A 21892-nucleotide genomic window follows, 5' to 3' on the forward strand; every position below is an offset into this window, starting at 1 on the left:
TAGCTCGTGCCCGCCTAGCTGCTCAGCAGGTGCTATGCCTGATCAGGGATAAGCAGGTAGCTACGCGCGTACGCCAAAAATTCCGCTCCCATATCAGAATCGAGTCGCTTGAGGAGAAAAAGGTAGAGAGGAATAGGTGTTCGATCTTCTTCTTTATCGGGCTCCCAACCCTCCTCCTCATAGAAGCAACATACAGCACATCGAACCAGCGCAAACAGAAATGGCTGCTCATATTCGAAACGACTGCAAAGTTTCAGCAACTCTATTCTGCTTGATTTTCTTATCTCATTGCTGTCACTGGTACCAAAATTGGTGATTGCTGTCCGTAGATGCCGAACCAGAAGAGTCACCCCATCAGTCGAATCTACTTTTCGTTCAAACCGCCCGTTCTCGATAAACGCGAGCAAGAACTCCGCATACATTTTCATCATTCGACCATAAGAAACCTCAGCGTCCGTCAACTCCTGCTCAAGTTCTTCGAGATCGTTCTCTTCAGCTTCACTGAATGGCGCATTCATTTTTTTACTCCATCACAAATGCCGAGTCTGTCCATTACATGCCCGCAAGAACTACAAAATGGCAGAGCCATTCCATCGTTTCGCACCGTGGTTGACGTAGCGCCGCGAACTACTTTACTGAGTTCCTCAACATTTGACACATTGTGCTGATTGGCAATTCCGCTAAGTGCATCAGGCTCACCACACCACGAATGTGTTTTTGATTGCTGATCTTCCGGCACAGCGTCGTAGAGTTCTTTGACCACCGGATTGTGTACCCCCTTACCGCCGGCCCGTCCGCTGTACCCGACTGCGGGCTCCGCAAGCTCTCCTCCCTCAATCGTGGTCCGAGTACCCTTATTGTTTGGCGTGATACCTTTTTGTCGCGCTAAGCCAAGTGGATCGATCCATTCCACCGGATTGGGAACGAATCCGTGGAGATTGACCCCCCCGACTAATCCGATCGGATCCTTCGAGACGAACCGTCCCGCCTGCGGGTCGTAATACCGATAGCGGTTGTAATGCAGCCCCGTTTCCTCATCGAAATACTGCCCCTGGAACCGAATCGGATTCCTGAACCCCGCCCTTCTCCCAGCCTCGCTGATCGCCTCCCGCGCCTCCCCCCAGGCTTTGTACTGCGCCGACCAGGCCACGCTGCCTTCATGGTCCGTCAGCTCCTGCGGCGTGCCCAGGTGATCGCATTGATAGAACGCCATTTCCTTCCTGTCGAACGCGCGCGGCGCGCTGCGTCCCTCGCCGTTCCACAGCGGATCCTGCTCGATGTCGTAGACGCCGCCATTGGCTTCCATCAGCGCCTTCGCATCCGTCGTCTCGCTCAGCCCTACCGCCTGCGCCTGGCGCACCTGCACCAGCGGCACGAACGAACCGGCCTCATGGATGTAATGCACGCTCCAGCCGCGCTCGCCGCCCTCGTCGATCGCTGACTTGCTCTGCGTGCTCTCGAACGCGAGCACGTCGCCATCCCAGCCGAACAGCGTCGTGCTCTCGCCCGAACGCTTGGACAGCCGACGCCCTAGCGCGTCGTAGCTGAAGGTGGTCGTGATGCCGCTCTGGTCGGTCGCCGCCGTCATGCGGTTGAAGCCGTCCCATACGAAGACGGTGCGCCAGCCGTTGCGCACGCGTTCGGTCATGTTGCCGCGCTCGTCGTAGCGGTAGCTGGTGCCCGCGTAGTTCCTCAGCAGGTTGTCCAGCAGCTTGTTCGCCGGGTGCCTGAGTGGGTCCTCGGCCTTCGATGGGTCGACGATGTTGCCAGCCGGATCGAAGGCGAACACTTCGCGCCCCACCCGGCTGTTGGCTTCCAGCAGACGCCCCACCGGGTCGTAGCGGTAGCTCAGGTTGCCGCGCCGGCTGTCGCCGATGGCCACGAGTTGGCCGGCCTTGTCGTAGCTGTAGCTGCGCTGGATGCCCACTGCCTCGATGGCGCCGGGCCTGGTGCGCGAGATCTGCTGTTCGAGCAGGCGTCCCGCGGGGTCGTACTTCTGGCGCTGGCTCAGCCCATTGCCCTGCTCGCGCGCGACCTCGCGGTGCAGGTCGTCGCGTTCGAAGCCGAGGATGTCCTGGCCGTCGAGCATCAACCCGTGCACATGGCCTGAGCCGTACGTGAGCCACTGGGTCACATGGCCATCAGGCCGCACCGTGGCAATGCGCTGGTTGAGTTCGTCGTAGCGGTGCTGCCAGACTGCCGTGCGCTTGCGCTCCAGGTAGTGGTGGTGCTCGCGCGTCAGGTTGCCGGCCGGGTCGTAGAACCACTGCAGGCGTGCGTCGCTGTTGGTCGCCTCGAACAGGCGGCCGTTGCGGTCGTAGGCGAAGCGTTCGGACTGCCCACCGGCGCGGCGTTCGCTCAAACGGCCCAGCGGGTCGAATTCGAGTTCGGTGCGGTGGCCCGCTTCGACCACTTCAGCCAGCACGCCGGTGGTCTCTTCGTGGATGTACTGCGTGGTCTTGCGGTCGAAGCCGGTCTCCTCCAGCAAGCGACCCACGGGGTCATAGCGGAAGTCGTAGCGGCTGCCGTTCTCGTTGTGCAACTCGGTGAGGCGGCCCAGCAAGTCCCAGTAGTACTTGAGTGAGCGGCCTGCGGCGTCGGTACGGCCAGAGATCAGGCCCGCGCGCGTGTAGCTGTAGCGTGTGGCGCGACCCAGTGCGTCGGTGTGCGTCAGCAGGCGGCCTTCGGCGTCATGCACGAAGTGCTCGCTGGTCCTGTCGGGCTGTTCGATCTCTTCCAGCTGGCCAGCTGCATAGCGATAGCTGGTGGCATTGCCGGCGGCATCGGTGGCCTTGGCCAGGCGGCCGCGTTCATCGTATTCCCAGCGGCTGGTCTTGGCGGAACAGTCGGTGTAGCTGAGCAGTTGGCCCGACGGGGAATAGGCGAGCACCTTGACGCCACCCTTCGCATCGGTGATGCGCACGGACCTGCCGGCCTTGTCGTAGGCGTATTCGGTCTTGTGGCCCAACGGGTCGATCTCTTCCGTCAGGTGGCCCTGCGCGTCGTAGTCGCGCTTCCACACGCCGCCCTCTGCGTCGAGGATGCCCGTCAGCCGATGCTGCCTGTCGTATTCGAAATGCACGCGGCTGCCGTCTGCGCGCGTGTGCGTCTGAAGGTTGCCGTCTTCGTCGTAGGTGTAGTCGTCGGTCGTGCCGTCGGTGTGCACGTGGCGCGTGATGTTCTTCGCCTCGTCGCGGAAGAACCATTCCTGCAGCTTGTCCGGATGGATGATGCGGTAGGTGTAGCCCTGGATGTCGTAGTAGTGCCAGGTCTCGCCGCCCAGCGCATCGGTCACGTAGGTCAGGCGGATGTTCCGGTCCCACTCCAGCTTCAGCGCGAAGCTGCCGTCGTCGGACCACTCGCGCACGGCCTTGGCATCAGGGCCGGTGCCGTCGTACTCGAGGTTCATGCCCCGGCCGGTGCGGTCGGTGTAGCGGGTCACGAGATGATGCGTGTAGCTGTAGCTCCAGCTCGCACCGTCTTCGTCTTGCGCGGCGACGAGATCGCGCTCGGCATCGTGCGTATAAGCCGCCAGCTGGCGCACGACCTGGCCGTCCTTCAGCTCCCACAGCGACTGGACGAGGCCGGTCTGCGCATCGGGTTTCGTGCCCACGTGTGCCATGACGGCTTCGCCGTGCTTGCTGATGATGTCGCTGAGCACGCGCTCGCCCGTTGCCGCAATCACATGGTCGTAGCGCAGGCCGATGGACATGCCGTCTTTTGCCTGCTGCGCCACGAGCCGGAAGTGGGGCTGCTTGCTGTCGACGTGCTCGTAGATTTCGCGCCACTCGCTCTGCTCGCCCTCGGGGAGGGGCTTGCCGAAGTCCAATGCCAGCAGGCTCTCGCTCAGGCGCGAGACGCGGACTTCCTCGATCGGGTCGAAATACGTCTGGCCCACGGCCAAGACCGGATAGGCGTGGCTGCGGCCATCGGCCGCGTGGTACACCAGACTGGGCTGGCCCTGGCGTGCGCCACGCGTCGGCGTGGTGACGTCCACGCGCATGCTGTAGGGAGTGATCCAGCGTGCGCCCAGGCTGCTCCGATCGAAGGCATCGAGGTCGCTGGCGTAGGTGCGCGCCCATTCGATCGGCAGCGGGGCTGCGAGAACGAAGTCGGTGTGAGTGAAGCTCTCGTTGCCGGTGCTGAGGCTGATGGAAGCGCCCTTGCGTGCTGGTGCGGGGCAGTTCTTGCAGCCCCCGGTTCCCTGGGCGTCGGCCTGCTTGTTGATGTGTCCGAGCGGCGTACCGGGATTCTCTTTCTCCGCCTTGGCCCCCGCCTGCGGCGGCACGATCGCCGCGCGCTTGCCCTTCTTGTGCAGCAACGCATCCCGCAGCTTGTGCAGCAGCCACATGATGCTGGCCTGCGCCTCCTTGTCCGCCAGCCTCGACAGCTGCCCCCTCAGCAGCCGCTTGAAGTCCAGCATCTGCGTGATCACGCCGTTGACCCGGCCTGCGATCCCATCCGGCAGCTGGCTCGCCGCCGTCTTGGCCACGTAGTTCGCCGACTGCTTCGAGTAACGCACCGCCGCACCCCACATCCGGTTCCAGGTGCTTTGCGTCTTCGGGTCGTGCACCTTGGTCTCCGCCGCCGCGGGCGTGCCCACCGTGAACAGGTCCTTCTGTCCCAGCACCCGCCGCAGAATGTCCACCAGGTTGTCGATGATCTTGTCGGCAAGATCTGCGCAGTCTTTCAGGATGCCGTCGAGCTTGGCAATGGCTCCCTCGATGAACTTGTCGAGTTCGCCCATGATGGTGGCGTTCAGGTGCCCCACCAGCGTCGTGACGATCGCCTCGCCCAGGTTCGACGCCGCCGTCTTCAGCTCCTGCTTCACCAGGTGCAGCGTGGGCCGCAGGCTCATGCGTGCCGCCGCCATGCTCGGCGGTATCGGGATCAGCCCGATCAGGTTGATGCCCAGGCTCACCCAGTTCAGGAACGCATCGACCCCGTCCTTGGCCTTCTTCTCCACGATGTTGATGATGTCCAGGAACACATCCACCAGCGCCATGATGTTCCCGACGATCGGGATGCTGCCCAGCACCATCGTCAGGCGCTCCAGCGTCACGTAGCCGCCGCTGAAGGAGCGCAGCCAGTCGTCCACCGCCTTGCTTGCCGCGGCGATGTCTTCCTTCACGATCGTGTTCAGTGGCGCTACTGCCGTCTGCGGTTCGCGCTCCGTTGGCGCCTTGCTTCCTTCCGTCCCTGACATTTTCTGGTTTCCCTCAGTTGATGTTCGCGCCTTGGAATTCGAGTTGCTCGAACGTGCTGCCGGTGAAGTCGACGCTGCGCCCTTGCAGCCCTTGTGCATGCACCACGGTGCCGCTGCAGTTCAGCACGCCGACGTCGTTCCAGCTTCCGCCGGCGAAACTGATGTCGTCCCACTGGCACTGCGAGAAGGTGCTGTTGCCGATGCCGCCGCCATCGAAGTTCGCACGCGTGAAGCTGCAGTTGACGAAAGTGCAGCCGGTGATCGAGATGCCGCTGAAGTCGCACTGCGTGAAGCTGCAGCCGGTGAACTGGCAGCCGCTCCAGCCCGCCTGCTTGAAGCTGGTGGCGGTGAAGCTGGTGCCCGTGAAAGTGGTTGCGGCGAACTGGGCGAGTCCCAGGTCGAGTCCCGCATAGGCGAAGCTGTCGGCTTGGCCCACGAGCCCGGCGGGTGCGCCGCCTGCGCCTTTGCGCCACATGTCGTGGGCGACGATGATGATTTGGGAAGACATTCGGAATCCTTGGAGACGTCGCTGGTTCAGCGGGACCAATGCTTCTGGAAGGTTCCGCCACCGCTCTTGCCGATCCGCAGGCAGAGCTCCGCAAGGCCGGGCAAGGCACCGCGATGGCCTTGCGGCTTGCTCTTCGCCTCCCACGAGACGCTGTACTCGTCGGGCCCTTCGACCATGACGAGTTTGTAGTTTTCGAGATGCAGGCCTGAAGACTTTGCATCGTCACAGGCGATAGCAATCGCTTGGACCGCCAAGCCATCCACTTCGATGGTTTTGTTCATCTTTTCCTCCCTTTGCAAAATTGAAAGCACCGGGTCCGGGCACCGTTACCGGCTCCCTTGTTCCCGGAGTATTTCGCCCGTCGCCCTCGAGGCGATGTACATGACTGACCGCCCCAGTTTGCTGGCGTTGCCAAGCCCCTTCTGTCCCGGAGCGAGCTTGGCTGAGAAAACGATTCCGATGGTGTCGGCTCCACCCTCGTCTTCGACGTTTTCCTTCTTCCTGTCGATGACGTGAAGATCGAAGTTGTTCAGGTCTTGCCCGGTCTTCTCGAACAACCTGTACGCGCTGCTCAGGGCAATAACCGCCGACGCATCGAGCCGCAGCTGACCCTGCGGTTCGACTTCGAAGATCGCAGCGCCAGAGAAACCGGAAGGCATGCAGATCTTTGATACGCAGACGCAATTGCAGGCACAACGCCTCAACCGATGTCTTGATAGATACCCCAGCCCGAAACATCGACACCGAAGTCATCCTCGAAGCTCTCTGAAATTACTTCTATCAAGTTGCCAGACGGATCCAGAACCCTCGCGAAATAAGAAGCCGGGGTGCGCGCGAGCATGGTGAACTCGACGCCCTTCTCCTTCAGCCCCTGGCAGAAGCTCGGAAAATTTCTCTCGATAAAGAACTCATAGAGCGCCCTTCCATCTCTTTCATTCTTCTTTCCGGTCGAGTTGAAGTACTTGAAGCAGACCGCCAAGTCCCGGTGCCCCGGTACCCGCAGGACATCCAGCTCCGCATCTCGCTCGTACCCCAGAATGCCTTCATAGAAAGCATTCATTTCCTCGAGCATCCCCTTCTTTCGAAGCATCGGTATATGAATGGTGAATGGCTTCGTCATTTCCCGTATCGTCCTTTTGCCTTGGGTCGAGAGCTTTCCTTTGAGCCGTCCCTCGCAGCCACGGTTGCGCACTGGTTGGCCTTGTATGTCTTTGCACCTGTCCGGCCCAATGCCTTCTTCTCGGCCGCGTAGAACGGGCTACGGTTGGTTGCTCCGTCAATCCCGATATCGATGAATTCGTAACCCTCTGCAGCACGCTGCCTGATCCAGACAGCATTGCCAGCGACCGCCTTCTGCTCCCACTCCTTGCTTCCGAATTCTTCGCGCGATGCACCGGAAGCCTTGGTCACGGAACTCCAATCCTTCTTGATGGTCCTGAATTCGTCGCACGGGAACTTGAGTCGCATTGCCGCAGCATAGGCTTCCACCGCAGCCTGGCCTTCGCCGACGATCACGTATTTCCTCAGTCCCAGCGGGTCGATGAATCCAGCTGGATTAGGCGCGTAGGCCATCGTGTGAATTCCCCCCGCCAGCCCGATGGGATCTTGCGACACAAACCTGCCGCTGCGCGGATCGAAATATCGATAGCGGTTGTAGTGCAGCCCCGTCTCCTCATCCCAGTACTGCCCCTGGAACCGGATCGGATTCCTGAACCCCGCCCTTCTCCCAGTCTCGCTGATCGCCTCCCGCGCCTCTCCCCACGCCTTGTACTGCGCCGACCAGGCCACACTGCCTTCGTGGTCCGTCAGTTCCTGCGGCGTGCCCAGGTGATCGCACTGGTAGAACGCCATCTCCTTCCTTTCGAACGCCCGAGGCACATGCCTCTGCTCGCCGTTCCACAACGGATCCTGCTCGATGTCGTAGACGCCGCCGTTGGCTTCCATCAGCGCCTTCGCATCCGTCGTCTCGCTCAGAGCCATAGCGCTTGATTGCCGGACCTGCACCAGCGGCACGAACGAGTTCGCCTCGTGGATGTAGTGCACGCTCCAGCCGTGCTCGCCGCCATCCTCTATCGCTGACCTGCTCTGCGTACTCTCGAATGCGAGCACGTCTGCATCCCAGCCGAACAATGTCGTGGTCTCGCCCGAACTCTTCGACAGCCGGCGCCCCAGCGCGTCATAGCTGAAGATGGTTGTCTTGCCGTCGGTGGTCGCGCTGCGCATCCGGTTGTAGCCGTCCCACGCGAACACGGTCTTCTCGCCGTTGCAGGCGCGCTCGATCAGATTGCCGCGCTCATCCCATCTGTAGTGAGTTCCCGCATAGTCCTTCAGAAGGTTGTCCATCAACCGCCCGGCCATGCTGCGGCCATCCCCGTCTAGGCGAACGGCAACGCGATTGGTAATGCGACCCGCCGCATGCGGGTCCGGATGCTCGTCGACAGGAGCACCGATATTTCCGGCCGGATCGAATGCGAACGTCTCGCGCCCCAAGCGACTGTTGGCTTCGAGCAGTCGGCCCACCGGATCGTAGCGGTAGCTCAGGTTGCCGCGCCGGCTGTCGCCGATACCCACCAGCTGGCCCGCCTTGTCGTAGCTGTAACGGCGCTGGATGCCGGTGGTCGATTCGATGGCTCTGGGCCTGGTCCGCGAGACCTGCTGTTCGAGCAACCGCCCGGCCGGGTCGTACTTCTGCCGCTGGCTCAGGCCATTGCCCTGCTCCCGCGCAATCTCCCGGTGCAGGTCGTCCCGCTCGAAGCCCAGGATGTCCTGCCCGTCAACCATCAAGCCGTGCACATGGCCGGAGCCGTAGGTCAGCCACTGGGTGACGTGCCCGTCGGGCCGCACGGTGGCGATACGCTGGTTGAGTTCGTCGTAGCGGTGCTGCCAGACTGCCGTGCGCTTGCGCTCCAGGTAGTGGTGGTGTTCGCGGGTCAGGTTGCCGGCCGGGTCGTAGTACCACTGAAGGCGCGCGTCGCTGTTGGTCGCTTCGAGCAGGCGGCCGTTGCGGTCGTAGGCGAAGCGCTCGGACTGCTCGCCGGCTCGGCGTTCGCTCAGGCGGCCCAGCGGATCGAATTCGAGTTCGGTGCGATGGCCTGCTTCGACCACTTCAGCGAGGATGCCAGTCGTCTCTTCATGGACGTACTGCGTGGCCTTGCGGTCGAAGCCGGTCTCCTCCAGCAGGCGGCCCACGGGGTCGTAGCGGAAGTCGTAGCGGCTACCGTTCTCGTTGTGCAGTTCGGTCAGCCGGCCCAGCAGGTCCCAGTAGTACTTGAGTGAGCGGCCTGCGGCGTCGGTTCGGCCGGCGATCAGGCCGGCACGCGTGTAGCTGTAGCGCGTGGCACGGCCAAGCGCATCCGTGTGCTTCAGCAATCTGCCTTCGGCGTCGTGCTCGAACTGCTCGATCGTCTGGTCCGGTTGCACGATTTCCTCGAGCTGGCCGGCGGTGTAGCGATACCTCGTCACCCGCCCCATCGCGTCGATGGTGCCAATCAAGTGCCCACGGCTGTCGTGCTCCCAGCGGCTGGTCTTTCCGGAACAGTCGGTGTAGCTGGCGAGTTGGCCGTTCGAGGCGTATGTGAGCAGCTTCGCCCCACCCTTGGCATCCGTCACGCACACGGGTCGGCCTGCCTTGTCGTAGGCGTACTCTGTCTTATGGCCCAGCGGGTCGACCTCCTCGACGAGATGCCCCTGTGCGTCGTAGTCGCGCTTCCAGACACCGCCTTCGGCGTCGCGCAAACCCGTCTGGCGATTCAGCCGGTCGTACTCGAAATGAATGCGGCTGCCATCGGCCCTGGTGTGCGCCTGCAGGTTTCCGTCGGCATCGTAGGTGTAGTCGTCGGTACTGCCATCCGTGTGCACGTGGCGAGTGACGTTCTTCGCATCGTCGCGGAAGAACCACTCCTGCAGCTTGTCCGGGTGGATGATGCGATAGGTGTAGCCCTCGATGTCATAGTAGAACCATGTCTCGCCGCCCAGCGCGTCGGTCACGTAGGTCAGGCGGATGTTCCGATCCCACTCGAACTTCAACGCGAAACTGCCATCGTCGGACCACTCTCGCACGGCCTTGGCATCGGGGCCGGTGCTGTCGTATTCGAGGTTCGTACCCCGGTCCGTGCGGTCGGTGTAGCGGGTCACGAGGTGATGGCTGTAGGTGTAGCTCCAGCCGGCACCGTTCTCGTCCTGCGCAGCCACTAGGTCGCGTTCATCGTCGTGCGTGTAGGCGGCCAGCTGTCGAACGACCTGGCCGTCCTTCAGCACCCATAGCGACTTGATCAGACCTGTACGCGCATCGGGCTGCGTGCCGACATGCGCCATGACGGCTTCGCCCTGCTTGCTGATGATGTCGCTCAGCACCTGTTCGCCGGTGCCTGCGATCACGTGGTCGTAGCGCAAGCCGATGGAGGCACCATCTCTCGCCTGCAGGGTCACGAGCCGGTAATGGTGGCCGCCTTCGACCAGCTCGTAGATCTCGCGCCAGTTGCTTTGCTCGCCTACGGGCAGCGGCTTGCCGAAGTCCAGGACCAGCAAGGTCTCGCTCAGGCGCGAGACAGTCACTTCCTCTATGCGGTCGAACCAGGTCTGCCCCACCTCCAGCACCGGATAGGCATGGCTGCGGCCATCTGCTGCGTGATAGACCAGACTTGGCTGCCCCTGGCGCTCGCCCTTGACAGGCGTCACCAGTTCCACGCATGTGCTGTAGGCGGTGATCCACCGCGCGCCCAGCATGCCGTGGTCATAGGCATCGAGCTGGCTGCGATAGGTGCGCGCCCATTCGATCGGCAGCGGCGCAACGAGCACGAAGTCGGTGTGCGTGAAGCTCTCGCAGCCGGTGACGAGGCTGATGGATCCTCCCAGTGAGACAGGTGCCGGGCAATTCTTGCATCCGCCGTCTTTCCGACCGGGCGCCTGCTTGTTGATGTGCCCGAGCGGCGTACCGGGATTCTCTTTCTCCGCCTTGGCCCCCGCCTGCGGCGGCACGATCGCCGCGCGTTTGCCCTTCTTGTGCAGCAACGCATCCCGCAGCTTGTACAGCAGCCACATGATGCTGGCCTGCGCCTCCTTGTCCGCCAGCCTCGACAGCTGCCCCCTCAGCAGCCGCTTGAAGTCCAGCATCTGCGTGATCACACCGTTGACCCGGCCTGCGATCCCATCTGGCAGCTGGCTCGCCGCCGTCTTGGCCACGTAGTTTGCCGATTGCTTCGAGTAGCGCACCGCCGCGCCCCACATCCGGTTCCACGTGCTTTGCGTCTTGGGGTCGTGCACCTTCGTTTCCGCCGCCGCTGGCGTGCCCACCGTGAACAGGTCCTTCTGCCCGAGCACCCGCCGCAGGATGTCCACCAGGTTGTCGATGATCTTGTCGGCAAGATCTGCGCAGTCCTTCAGGATGCCGTCGAGCTTGGCAATGGCTCCCTCGATGAACTTGTCGAGTTCGCCCATGATGGTGGCGTTCAGGTGCCCCACCAGCGTCGTGACGATCGCCTCGCCCAGGTTCGACGCCGCCGTCTTCAGCTCCTGCTTCACCAGGTGCAGCGTGGGCCGCAGGCTCATGCGTGCCGCCGCCATGCTCGGCGGTATCGGGATCAGCCCGATCAGGTTGATGCCCAGGCTCACCCAGTTCAGGAACGCATCGACCCCGTCCTTGGCCTTCTTCTCCACGATGTTGATGATGTCCAGGAACACATCCACCAGCGCCATGATGTTCCCGACGATCGGGATGCTGCCCAGCACCATCGTCAGGCGCTCCAGCGTCACGTAGCCGCCGCTGAAGGAGCGCAGCCAGTCGTCCACCGCCTTGCTTGCCGCGGCGATGTCTTCCTTCACGATCGTGTTCAGTGGCGCTACTGCCGTTTGCGGTTCTCTTTCCGCCGCCTGCGGCTTCGCGCCTGCTTCCTGTTCTGCCATCTTTTTCTTGTTCTCTTAGCGCTTGTGCTTCGGATTGATGAAGTGAGTGCGGCGCGCCGCGCGCGGGTCAGCCCATGAAGCCAGGCGTTCGGCCTGTGGCCACGGGACTGGCGGCAGCAGTTGCAATGCCCTGCTTGATGCCACCGGAAGCCACGCCGCTCATCACGCCGGTGATCGGCACGCCCATAGGCCCGAGCTTGGCCCCCGCTGCCTGGATCGCCATGCCTGTCGCGGCCTGGCTCGCCTGGCCCAGCAGCGCCTTGGCGCCGCCCTGCTGGATGGCCTGCGCCGCACCCACGGCCTGTTGCGCGATGCCGGCCGCCTGTGTGTGCTGGCCCAAAGCGCTCGCAGCCTTGCTGCCCATGCCTGGGACGCCGGCGAGCGCTCCTGCAGCACCGCCGGCCGCGCCGGTCATGCCTGCGAAGCCGCCGGCCAGACCCGAGAATCCGGATACGCCGCCTCCGGCGCCTTCGGAGCCGCCGCCAGTCGCGCCCTTCGCCTTCCAGTCCTCGGGCGTGCCGTAGTAGCTGCCCTCGTCCCATGGGTCGCGTGGGTCCTTGCCGAACGTGACCTTGGCAGAGCCGATGGGAAGGCCCGATACCGTCGCGAAGCCGTTGCGGTCGAAGGTGCCGGCATGCGTGCCGCCTTCCGAATCGACCACGGTGAAGTCGCCTTGCGCCACGCCCTGCCGCTTTTCTCCGCTCGGCTTGATGTACTGGTGATACAGATCGAGCTGGCCCTTGGGCACCTGCGGCGGATTGGGCAGCGCAGGCTTGCCCTCGCTGGCCGGCCCGACCAGACTGTGCACCGCGGCGTGCTCGCGCCAGGTACCGGAGGTGCCGTGCTCGATACCGCCCGAGCTCCAGCGGCTGTAGCTGGAGCCGCCGTTGATCACCACCTCTTCCTTCGCCTGGATGGTGATCTTGTTGGCGGTCTGCGTGATGTTGAGCTTGGCCAGCACGTTGACGCTGTCCTTCAGCGCCTTGATGTCGATGTCGGCGCTGGCCGCCACCAGCCGCATGCCGGCCTTGGCGGCGAACAGGCGGATCGCGCTCTGCACGCTCACCAACAGGCTCTTGCCCGCACTCACGCTGGTGTGGCCGCCGCTGGTGAGCGCGGTGTGCTCGCTGCTCACGATGTGAGTGGAACCTTGCGCCACGGTCTGCAGGCCGCGGGCGCTGGCCAGCGTCAGGTGCGGCTCCTGGAACTCGGGGAAGTCGCCCTGCTCACGGTTGCCGCCCTGACCCCTGATGGCGTCGTTCTGCGCCTTGAGGATCTCCGTGACCTCGTCCTGGTCGCCGGCGTCGTGCGCCTGCGCACCCCGTGCCACTTCGCTCAGGCCTTCGTGCATGTCCCGCGCCTGCGTGAGGCGGCCCACGGTCTCGCCCATGTCCGTCATGTGCGCCTGCGCGTTGGCCCGCGCCTCGGTGGTCACCAGCAATCCTTTGGCCGATCTCACCGCCCCATGCCCATCGGTACGCAGCTCGAAGCCCTGCCCTCGTGGCTCCTTGCGCCCGGCCGTGTCCTCGATGCGCCCGATGTGCCCAACGCTCAACTGGCTGGCCTGGTGATCGCTGCGCAGCTGCGCCTGGATCTTCCCTGCCGTATCGTCGAGCACGATGTGGTTGCCTCGGCCCCCGCCCAACTCGCGGCTGCGGATGCCCGACAGGTGCTTCTGCCCGGGCAGCTCCCACGCGGGCATGGTGTCGGCGTTGTGCACGCAGCCGGTGACGATCGGGTAGTCGGGGTCGCCGTTGAGGAAGTCGACGATGACCTCCATGCCGATGCGCGGCACGCTGGTCATGCCGAAGGTGGCGCCGGCCCACGCGGTGGACACGCGCACCCAGCAGCTGGAGTTCTCGTTGTCCTGGCCGATGCGGTCCCAGTGGAACTGCACCTTGATGCGCCCGTACTGGTCGGTCCAGATCTCCTCGCCCGCTGGACCCACCACCTTGGCCGTCTGCGGGCCGCGTGTGCGCGGCCTGGGGGTGGTGCGCTGCGGGCGCCACGCGTAGCTGGTGGGCTGCGCGTCGAAGGCGAAGCGCTGCACAGAGCCTTCGGTGCCGCCGGCGCCTTCGCTGGCCTGCAGGTTCTCCTGCAGGTGGTAGCTCACGCCCACGAGCAGGTACTGCTGGTTCTGGTCGGCCTTGGGGTGGCCAGTCAGCCGCAGGGTATGGCCGGTGGCCAGCTCGCGCAGGTTGGATCTGCCGGTGACGCGGTTGCGCTGGCTGAGCTGTTCTTCGTTGCGGATGCGCGCATAGGTCTCGCCGTCGCCGTGCTGCACGAAGCCGCCCGGCCATTCGTACTGTTCGTAGGCGTCGTGGTCGTGCCCGGGCGGCATCTGCCGCAGGTGCGACAGCTCGGCCTTGGGCTTCTCGAAGTCGTAGTCGTCGTTGTAGTGATGGCCGGGTCGCACCTCTTCGGCGATCTCCCATGCGTAGATGCGCTCGCGCTGGCCCATGCCGGACTTCTCCAGCGGGTGGTAGCGCACCTCTTCCCCGCCGGGCAGCGGGTTGTGCGAGTTCGCGATGTCGTCTGCGAACACGAGCACGTGCTGCGACGCTTCGTGCCTGAAGTGGAAGTAGATGCCTTCGAGCTCGCACAGGCGCGAGACGAAGTTGAAGTCGCTCTCGTGGTACTGCACGCAGTAGTCCCAGCGCCGGTAGTCGCCGCGCGTGAGCTTCTTCTCGATGGGGTAGCCGTAGCTGCCGAGCACTTCCATCAGGATGTCGGGCACGCTCTTGCCCTGGAAGATGCGGAAGTCGCTGCGCCGCGTGGCCAGCCACAACCAGGGACGCAATTGCAGGCGGTAGAAGGAATGGCGCGCGTCTTCTTGCTGCAGGCCGAACCGGGTGGCGATGCCGCCGAGGTAGCGCACGCCGCCCTCGGTTTCCACCGCCACGGTGGCCGCCTTGCCCAGCAGTGTCTTGGGGTCGATGCCGTTACTGCTGCCCAGCAACTCGATGTCGAACGCGTAGAGCTGGCTCAGTGCCTCGCGGCCCACCAATTGGCGAAATTGCAACGCCTCGCCCAGCGGCGTCTGGATGCTGACGCGGCGGCTCATTGCGCCGCTGCATCTGGCCAATAAGCCAAATTACTCAATTGCAATAAAACGAATAAGAATATTGTTTTAAAAATGAGCGCCATGCTCACCTCCCCGTGAATTACCTTTCCAATTATTCTAAATGGTCAATTTGCGTAAGACCCAATGCAAAAAATGGAGATGCGGCCGACCGACAGCGCAGCCCAATCAAAGGCCTTACTGGCGATCGGCAACTCGAACGGGTTATTGCAGACCCGTGCGGAATAGCAAAAATCCCATGCTCCCGGGATCAGCCCCGCAATTCATCCCCGCAAGAAATCCAACGGCTCATGCCGCCTTGCGCGCCGTCAGCCACTGCGCGGGCGTCAACGCTGACGCCACCACTCGCACCTCGCCGATGTTGCCGAAGAAGCCGTCGGCGCGAGCACCGTCCCATGAGCCGCCGCCCACCACCCACGGCGAGGTGGCCGAGAGCGTGGCCAGGCCCGGGATGGCCGACGCATTGCGCAGCACTGGCGCGCCTTCGACGTACATCGTGGTGTCGTGCGACACCGGGTCGTTCACGATCGCGACGTGCACCCAGCGGTCGGCAATCACTTCGCCCGACCAATTGGCCTTGGGCGCGCGCGTGCCGGCCGGGCTCGGCACCACTTCCCACTGCACCTCGCGCAAGCTCGAAATGGCGAACAGCATCGGCGGGGACTCCGGGTCGCCACCCGAGTAGCCGGCCAGATCGCCGCGGCGACCGTCGCGCGTCATGATGTTCATCCACGCCTGGTTGCCGCTGGTCCAGCTCTTGTCGATCTTGATGAAGGCCTCGACCGTGTAGCCGTTCTCCAGCGTCTGCGCGTTGATCGGCGCCGCCGCGTCGGTGAGGAAGTAGCTCAGCCGCGGCGTGTTCTTGTTGGTGTTGAGGAAGCGCACCGAGCCCGGCGCCGCCGACAGGTAGTGGCGGTCGTCGGTCCACACGATGTCGCCATCGGCGGCGCCGACGATGCCGCCCTGGTTCAGCGCATCGCGGTGCAGCGGGTTGTTGCCCGTGACGTCCGCAACGACGGTGCCCGGCAGCACCGGCTGGTTGACCGCGCCGCCAAAGAAGCGCCAGTGCGCCAGCGTGTTCGGGACCTTCGGGTAGTCGTCCGAATTCGCGGCGGGCCGCTGCTCGACCGTCGCCGGGTCCTTGTAGTTGGCAAGGATCATCGCCCGGGCCTGGTCTACCAGGGAACTGTCGATGGTGGCGCTGCCGGTGCCGAAGCTCTTGTTGAACCCGGCGAAGCGCTGCGCGAAGTCCACATCGATGACGAAGGCCTCGTTGGGGGTGGTGAGCACGGCCTGGTCGAAGGTATTCAGGGTGTCGGCCGGTTTCTGCGGCACCCAAGGCGAGAACGACAGCACCTTGATCTGCTTGTTCGTCAGGTCGAACTCGTAGAGGCGCATCAGGCCGTTGCCGCCTTGGTAGGCCATCTGGTAGTCGACCACCATCTCCTCGACCTTGTGGCCGAAGTCGTTGGTCTTCGTGAGGTGCGCGGCGCCATGATGGTGGCCGTTGAGCGTCATGAAGATCTGGTCGTTGTCGCGGATCAGCTTCTCCCAGAGCATCTTGCCGTAGTCGGTTTCGAGCGGGCTCTTGCCGTCGGCGTCGATATTGAGCAACTGGTGGTTCACCAGAATGACGGGCAACGTCGGGTTCTTCGCAATCACTTGGCGAGCCCAGGCAATGCCCGCGGCGGAGATGCGCCACGACAGCGACAGCACCATGAACTTCTGGCCCTGCGCCTCGAACACGTGGTATTCGTGAAAGCCACTCGGGTCGCGCGCGCCGAAGGTGGCCTGCTTCTTCGCACGCTCGGGGCCGAACCACTGGATGTAAGGCTCCTTGGTGGGATCGCGGTCGGCATCGGTGCCGCCGACGGGGTCGACGCTGTAGTCGAAATCCTTCAGCACGTCGTGGTTGCCGGCGAGCACGCTGTAGGGCAGCTTCGCGTCTTCGAGCACCTTCATGGCGGCATCGGCCACCTTCCACTGGTCGGGCTTGCCGACCTGGTCGACCACGTCGCCGAGATGGATGGTGAACGGGATGTTCAACGCCTTGGCGTTGGCCGCGATCCATTTCGTCTGCGCGGCGAAAGGTGCGCTGCCGAAGCGCTTGTCGTACTGGTCGCTCTCGGCGGCGGTGGCGTAGCGCGCATAGAACTGCGTGTCGGGCATCACGGCGAGCGCGAAGCTGGAGATCTTGGCAGCGGCGGCCGGCGGTGCCGGCGTGGGTGCCGGTGTCGGCGTAGGTGCTGGTGCCGGCGTGGTTGCTGGCGCAGGCAGTGGACCGAAGGCGGGTGAACCGCCGCCGCCACCACCGCAGGCGGCAAGCAAGGCACTGCTGCCGCCGACCGTCAGCAGCGATGCACCCAGCTTGAGCACCTGGCGGCGCGGTGGGGTGCTGTGGTTGTCACCGCCATTCGATGGGGAATTGCTCGGTTCGGCAGGCGCGGCAATGCGCGGCGCGCGGGCGCCGCGCGAATCGTCGGAAACGGACATGGGAAATGAGGAGAAATTGCGAAGCGCGCAGCGTAGGAGGCTGCGATGACACGGGCATGCAAGGCTCGTGTCACTTCGGTGCACCGGTTCGCCTTCAGGCGTTGCGCGCTCGCTCCATCCGATCCAGCTTCATCACCCGCCACGCGCACAGGCTGCCGAGCACCGCCAGCAGCGCCGCCGCGGTGAACATCGTGCGGTAGCCGAAAGCCTGCGCGGCCGCGCCGCCAAGCAGCACACCCAGCACGCCGCCAAAGCCATAGCCGATCACCGTGAACAGCGCCTGGCCACGTCCGCGCAGATGGCCGGGAAAACGGCGCGACACCACCGCGATGCAGGTCGTGTGGTGCGCCGCGAAGCTCAGCGCATGCAGCCACTGCGCCACGACGAGCGCCGCGATCCAGCCGCCGAGCCCTGCTGTCAAACCCAGCCGCGCCACGGCCGCGATGCCGCACACCAGCATCCAGCGCGGCATCGGCATCAGGCCGATGAGCCGGCCCTGCAGGAAGAACCAGACGATCTCCGCCACCACCGACAGCGCCCACAGCAGGCCGATGGTGCTCTTGCCGTAGCCGATCGAATCGAGATACAGCGAGAAGAACGCGTACACCGAGAAGTGCGACATCACCTGAAAGAACAGCGCCGCGAAGAACCATCGCACCGCCGGGTTGCGCAGCACAGGCCCGATGGGCGCTCTCACCGCATCGTGGGCGGCGGGCGGCTCGCGCACGTCCGGCAGCTTCATCGTCGCGAGCAGCACGATGGCCAGCGTGCCGGCCGCCCAGGCCGGAAAGTGCTTCATGCCGAAGCGCTCGAACCACTCGCCCGCCACGAACACCGTGAGCAGGAAGCCGGCCGAGCCGCACAGCCGGATGCGGCCGTAGCGCCCCCAGTCGCCGGCCACCAGCTGCGCCATTGCGGCCTCGGTGAGCGACATCATCGAACTGGTGTGGGTAAACATCACGAGCAGCACCAGCGCGAGCCACCAGGCGCCGCCGTGCCACCACAGCCCGAAGGAACTGAGCAGCGCCACCGCCGCGCTGAAGCGCAGCAGCTTGACGCGCTGCCCCGTGTGGTCGCTGAGCGCGCCCCATGCGTACGGCGCAAACACCCGCGTGATCGACTGCACCGACGCCAGCAGGCTGATGGTGAAGATCGGAAGCCCCAGGTCCTTGAGCCAGAGTGGCAGGTAGGGATTGAAGAAGCCGATGTGCGCGAAATAGCTGGCCGACAGACCAGCGAACGCCAGCAGGTGGCCGCGCCCGGCGGCCACTGGTGGCGGGGCGGACACTACAGGAAGGACGCCTGGGGCGACGTGGCTTCTGGAGCCTGCTGTACATCGCCGCACTGCGCGCGGTTGCGCAGCACGTGATCCATGACCACTAGCGCCAGCAGCGACTCGGCGATAGGCGTCGCGCGGATGCCGACGCACGGGTCATGGCGGCCCTTGGTGACGACCTCGACGGGGTTGTTGTGGATGTCGATGGACTGGCGCGGGCTGATGATCGAGCTGGTCGGCTTGATCGCGATGCTCACCTCGAGGTCCTGTCCCGAGCTGATGCCGCCCAGGATGCCGCCCGCGTTGTTGCTCAGGAAGCCGGTGGGCGTGATCGAGTCGCCGTGCGTGGTGCCGCGCTGCGTGATGCTGTCCCAGCCCGCACCGATCTCCACCGCCTTCACCGCGTTGAGGCCCATCATGGCGTAGGCGATTTCGGCGTCGAGCTTGTCGTACAGCGGTTCGCCCAGCCCGACGGGCACCTTGGTGGCGGTGACGCGGATGCGCGCGCCGCACGAATCGCCGGCCTTGCGCAGGCGGTCCATGTAATCCTCAAGCGCGCTCACATCGGCAACGGGGGCGAAGAAGGGGTTGTTGGGCACGTGGTCCCAGCTCTCGAATGGAATGGCGATTTCGCCGATCTGCGTCATGCAGCCCCGGAACACCATGCCGTACTTCTCGGCCAGCCACTTCTTGGCAACCGCACCGGCCGCCACCGTGGGGGCCGTGAGCCGCGCCGAGGAACGCCCGCCACCGCGCGGGTCGCGGATGCCGTACTTCTTCCAGTAAGTGAAGTCGGCATGGCCGGGGCGGAATTGCTGGGCGATCTGCCCGTAGTCCTTGCTGCGCTGGTCGGTGTTCTGGATCAGCAGCGCGATGGGGGTGCCGGTCGTCTTGCCCTCGTAGACACCGGACAGGATCTGCACCGCGTCGGGTTCTGCGCGCTGCGTGACGTGGCGGCTGGTGCCAGGGCGGCGACGGTCCAGGTCGGCCTGGATGTCGGCCTCGCTGAGTGCCATGCCGGGGGGGCAGCCGTCGATGACGCAGCCGATGGCCGGGCCATGCGACTCGCCGAAATTGGTGACCGCGAAGAGTGTTCCGAAGGTGTTGCCGCTCATGGTCGGGATTATCCCCACAAAGCGGCCGCCCCTCAGTCGGTCGTGTTTTCCAGGCGCTTGGTCAGCGCGCCCACCTGCAGCTCGATGGAGAACAGCCGTTCGTTCAGCACGGCCGTCTGAAGCCGGATCGCCTCGATGATGGCCTTGGTCTGCGGGTCGGAGGTGTTGTCGCAGAGTTCGGCCAGGTCGTGCAGCTTCTTGCGCAGTTCGTTGCTCATGGGAGGCTCCGGTGATTCATCGCGTCGTGGAAGCCCCAGTATGGGGTTTCGTCAGCGCTGCGGCAATGCGGCGCCACCCGGGGCTTCGGGTGCACACGCTTCACGATGGCGGCAGCAGCCAGCCTTCGAGCTTGGCGAGAGCGCCGGTCCAACCGTGGGTGTGGCTGTCGCGCGCGGCCTCGTCGAAGAACTGTTCGTGCAGCAACACCAGTTCGCAGCCCTCGGCATCGGGTTCGATGCGCACGGTGACGCGCGACTCGCGCTCGGGCGTGCTGCGCCATGCCCAGCTGAAGACCAGCTTGCGATGGGGCACCACCTCGAGGTAGGTGCCGCTCACGTCGTGCGTTTCACCGTCGGCCGCCAGCATGGCCACGCGGAAGCGGCCGCCCACGCGCAGGTCGACCTCGGCGATGGGGACCGAGACGATCTCCGCGGGCCCGAACCAGCGCTTCAGCGCTTGCGGGTCGGTCCACGCGCGCCAGACTTTGTCGGGCGCGACGCGGTAGTGCCGGCGGAGCGTGAGCGAGGGGCGTTCGGCGGCGTCTCGGGCGGAAGGGTTCTCCATTCGGTCTCCTCCTGGTGATAGAGAAAGCGCGCCAGTGCATCGAGGCGCCCGGTCCAGAATTTCTCGTAGCGCGACAACCACACAGCAGCCTCCTGCATGGGCAGGGGCGACAGCGCGCAGCGCACGATGCGGCCCTCCTTCGTGCGCGAGATGAGGCCGGCCTCTTCGAGCACGCGCAGGTGCTTCATGAAGCCGGTGAGCGACATGCCGTGCGGCTCGGCCAGTTCGGTCACGCTGAGGCTGCGTTCGCCCAGGGTTTCGAGCACCGCGCGGCGCGTGGAATCGGAGAGCGCGGCGAAGACCGCGTCGAGGGTGCCGGCGTCCGGGAGGGCGATTGAGTGAACCATACGGTTGAGTATCTGGAGGGCCCATGGCCTCGTCAAGCCGTGTTTCAACGACGTGCGTGGCAAGCTCCGACACGTTGCCGCCGCTCACCTTCCCCGGGGCCATATGCTCGACCTCACAACGCCAACACCCGCCAAAGGAGAACCATCGATGCCCGACCTGCACCAGCTGTACCCCCCGATCGAACCCTACGAAACCGGCATGCTCGACGTGGGCGACGGCCACCGCATCCGCTACGAACGCGTGGGCACGCCCGGCGCCAAGCCGGCGGTCTTCCTGCATGGCGGGCCCGGCGGCGGCATCTCGCCCGAGCACCGGCGGCTGTTCGATCCGGCGCGCTACGACCTGATGCTGTTCGACCAGCGCGGCTGCGGCCAGTCGCAGCCGCACGCCGGCCTGGAGGCCAACACCACCTGGCATCTGGTGGCCGACATCGAGCGCCTGCGCGAGCGCGTGGGCGTCGATCGCTGGCTGGTGTTCGGCGGCTCGTGGGGCTCCACGCTCGCCCTCGCCTATGCGCAGAAGCACCCCGAGCGCGTGAGCGAACTGGTGCTGCGCGGCATCTACACCGTGACCCGCGCCGAGCTGCAGTGGTACTACCAGTTCGGCGTGTCGGAGATGTTCCCCGACAAGTGGGAGAAGTTCCAGGCGCCCATTCCCGAGGCCGAACGCGGCGACATGATCGCGGCCTACCGCAAGCGCCTGACCGGCGACGATCCGGTGGCGCGCATCGAGGCGGCTCGCGCCTGGAGCGTGTGGGAGGGCGAGACCATCACCCTGCTGCCGAACCCCGCGCTCGCCGAGACGCATGCCGACGATCATTTCGCGCTGGCCTTCGCGCGGCTGGAGAACCACTACTTCGTGCACGACGCCTGGCTCGAAGACGGCCAGCTGCTGCGCGACGCGCACAAGCTGCACGGCATCCCCGGCGTGATCGTGCACGGCCGCTACGACATGCCCTGCCCCGCGCGCTACGCCTGGGCGCTCCACAAGGCCTGGCCCGAGGCCGAGTTCCACCTGATCGAGGGCGCGGGGCATGCCTACTCGGAGCCCGGCATCCTCGACCGGCTGCTGCGCGCGACCGACAGTTTCGCAGGCCGCTGAATCGCGCCTGGCCGGCCCGACCTGGGAACGCTTTATGCGTGTTGCACCGCAACACCCATCACCTGCGAAGGAGCGCCCC

The 21892-nt window shown here is 64.7% G+C and carries 15 protein-coding genes; 1 reads left to right on the plus strand and 14 read right to left on the minus strand.

Annotated elements, in window-relative coordinates:
• Positions 1-32: 32 nt before the first annotated feature.
• From ACEOAB_RS17985 to ACEOAB_RS18050, 14 genes are all read right to left on the minus strand, one after another.
• Positions 33-518 (minus strand): hypothetical protein, encoded by a 486-nt coding sequence (locus ACEOAB_RS17985; RefSeq protein ID WP_413751403.1) that lies wholly within the window; start codon positions 516-518, stop codon positions 33-35.
• The gene (locus ACEOAB_RS17990; RefSeq protein WP_495653018.1) at positions 515-5206 is read right to left on the minus strand and encodes an RHS repeat-associated core domain-containing protein; all 4692 of its coding nucleotides are present in this window, start codon (positions 5204-5206) and stop codon (positions 515-517) included. Before ACEOAB_RS17990 ends, ACEOAB_RS17985 begins: the two co-directional genes overlap by 4 nt.
• A gap of 13 nt (positions 5207-5219) precedes the next feature.
• Entirely contained in the window at positions 5220-5714 is a 495-nt protein-coding gene (locus ACEOAB_RS17995; protein WP_413748699.1) for a pentapeptide repeat-containing protein, read from the minus strand.
• 26 nt (positions 5715-5740) lie between these two features.
• Positions 5741-5995, minus strand: coding sequence for a hypothetical protein (locus ACEOAB_RS18000; protein WP_056591554.1), 255 nt, complete (start codon positions 5993-5995; stop codon positions 5741-5743).
• Positions 5996-6040: 45 nt separating this feature from the next.
• Positions 6041-6373, minus strand: coding sequence for a hypothetical protein (locus ACEOAB_RS18005; protein ID WP_056591552.1), 333 nt, complete (start codon positions 6371-6373; stop codon positions 6041-6043).
• A gap of 41 nt (positions 6374-6414) precedes the next feature.
• Complete coding sequence (locus ACEOAB_RS18010; protein WP_157610072.1) at positions 6415-6834, minus strand: VOC family protein; 420 nt, start codon at positions 6832-6834, stop codon at positions 6415-6417.
• Positions 6831-11615 (minus strand): RHS repeat-associated core domain-containing protein, encoded by a 4785-nt coding sequence (locus ACEOAB_RS18015; protein ID WP_413748698.1) that lies wholly within the window; start codon positions 11613-11615, stop codon positions 6831-6833. The genes ACEOAB_RS18010 and ACEOAB_RS18015 overlap by 4 nt, the downstream gene beginning before the upstream one ends.
• A gap of 67 nt (positions 11616-11682) precedes the next feature.
• Entirely contained in the window at positions 11683-14679 is a 2997-nt protein-coding gene (locus ACEOAB_RS18020; RefSeq protein ID WP_495653019.1) for a type VI secretion system Vgr family protein, read from the minus strand.
• Positions 14680-14985: 306 nt separating this feature from the next.
• On the minus strand, positions 14986-17190 hold the full coding sequence (locus tag ACEOAB_RS18025) for a LamG-like jellyroll fold domain-containing protein (RefSeq protein WP_413748696.1): 2205 nt from the start codon (positions 17188-17190) through the stop codon (positions 14986-14988).
• Between the two features lie 94 nt (positions 17191-17284).
• Positions 17285-18478: an MFS transporter gene (locus ACEOAB_RS18030; RefSeq protein WP_056590898.1), complete on the minus strand. Its 1194-nt coding sequence runs from the start codon at positions 18476-18478 to the stop codon at positions 17285-17287.
• Complete coding sequence (aroC, locus tag ACEOAB_RS18035; protein ID WP_056590900.1) at positions 18478-19581, minus strand: chorismate synthase; 1104 nt, start codon at positions 19579-19581, stop codon at positions 18478-18480. Before aroC ends, ACEOAB_RS18030 begins: the two co-directional genes overlap by 1 nt.
• Positions 19582-19613: 32 nt before the next feature.
• The gene (locus ACEOAB_RS18040; RefSeq protein WP_056590903.1) at positions 19614-19799 is read right to left on the minus strand and encodes a hypothetical protein; all 186 of its coding nucleotides are present in this window, start codon (positions 19797-19799) and stop codon (positions 19614-19616) included.
• Positions 19800-19899: 100 nt separating this feature from the next.
• Positions 19900-20364, minus strand: a complete 465-nt coding sequence (locus ACEOAB_RS18045; protein WP_056590905.1) for an SRPBCC family protein — start codon at positions 20362-20364, stop codon at positions 19900-19902.
• Positions 20250-20711 (minus strand): ArsR/SmtB family transcription factor, encoded by a 462-nt coding sequence (locus ACEOAB_RS18050; protein ID WP_157610058.1) that lies wholly within the window; start codon positions 20709-20711, stop codon positions 20250-20252. Before ACEOAB_RS18050 ends, ACEOAB_RS18045 begins: the two co-directional genes overlap by 115 nt.
• Positions 20712-20859: 148 nt before the next feature.
• On the opposite strand from ACEOAB_RS18050, the gene pip reads away from it, so the two are divergent.
• Complete coding sequence (gene pip, locus ACEOAB_RS18055; RefSeq protein WP_413748695.1) at positions 20860-21813, plus strand: prolyl aminopeptidase; 954 nt, start codon at positions 20860-20862, stop codon at positions 21811-21813.
• Positions 21814-21892: the final 79 nt, after the last annotated feature.

This window comes from Variovorax sp. Varisp53, from assembly GCF_059491555.1.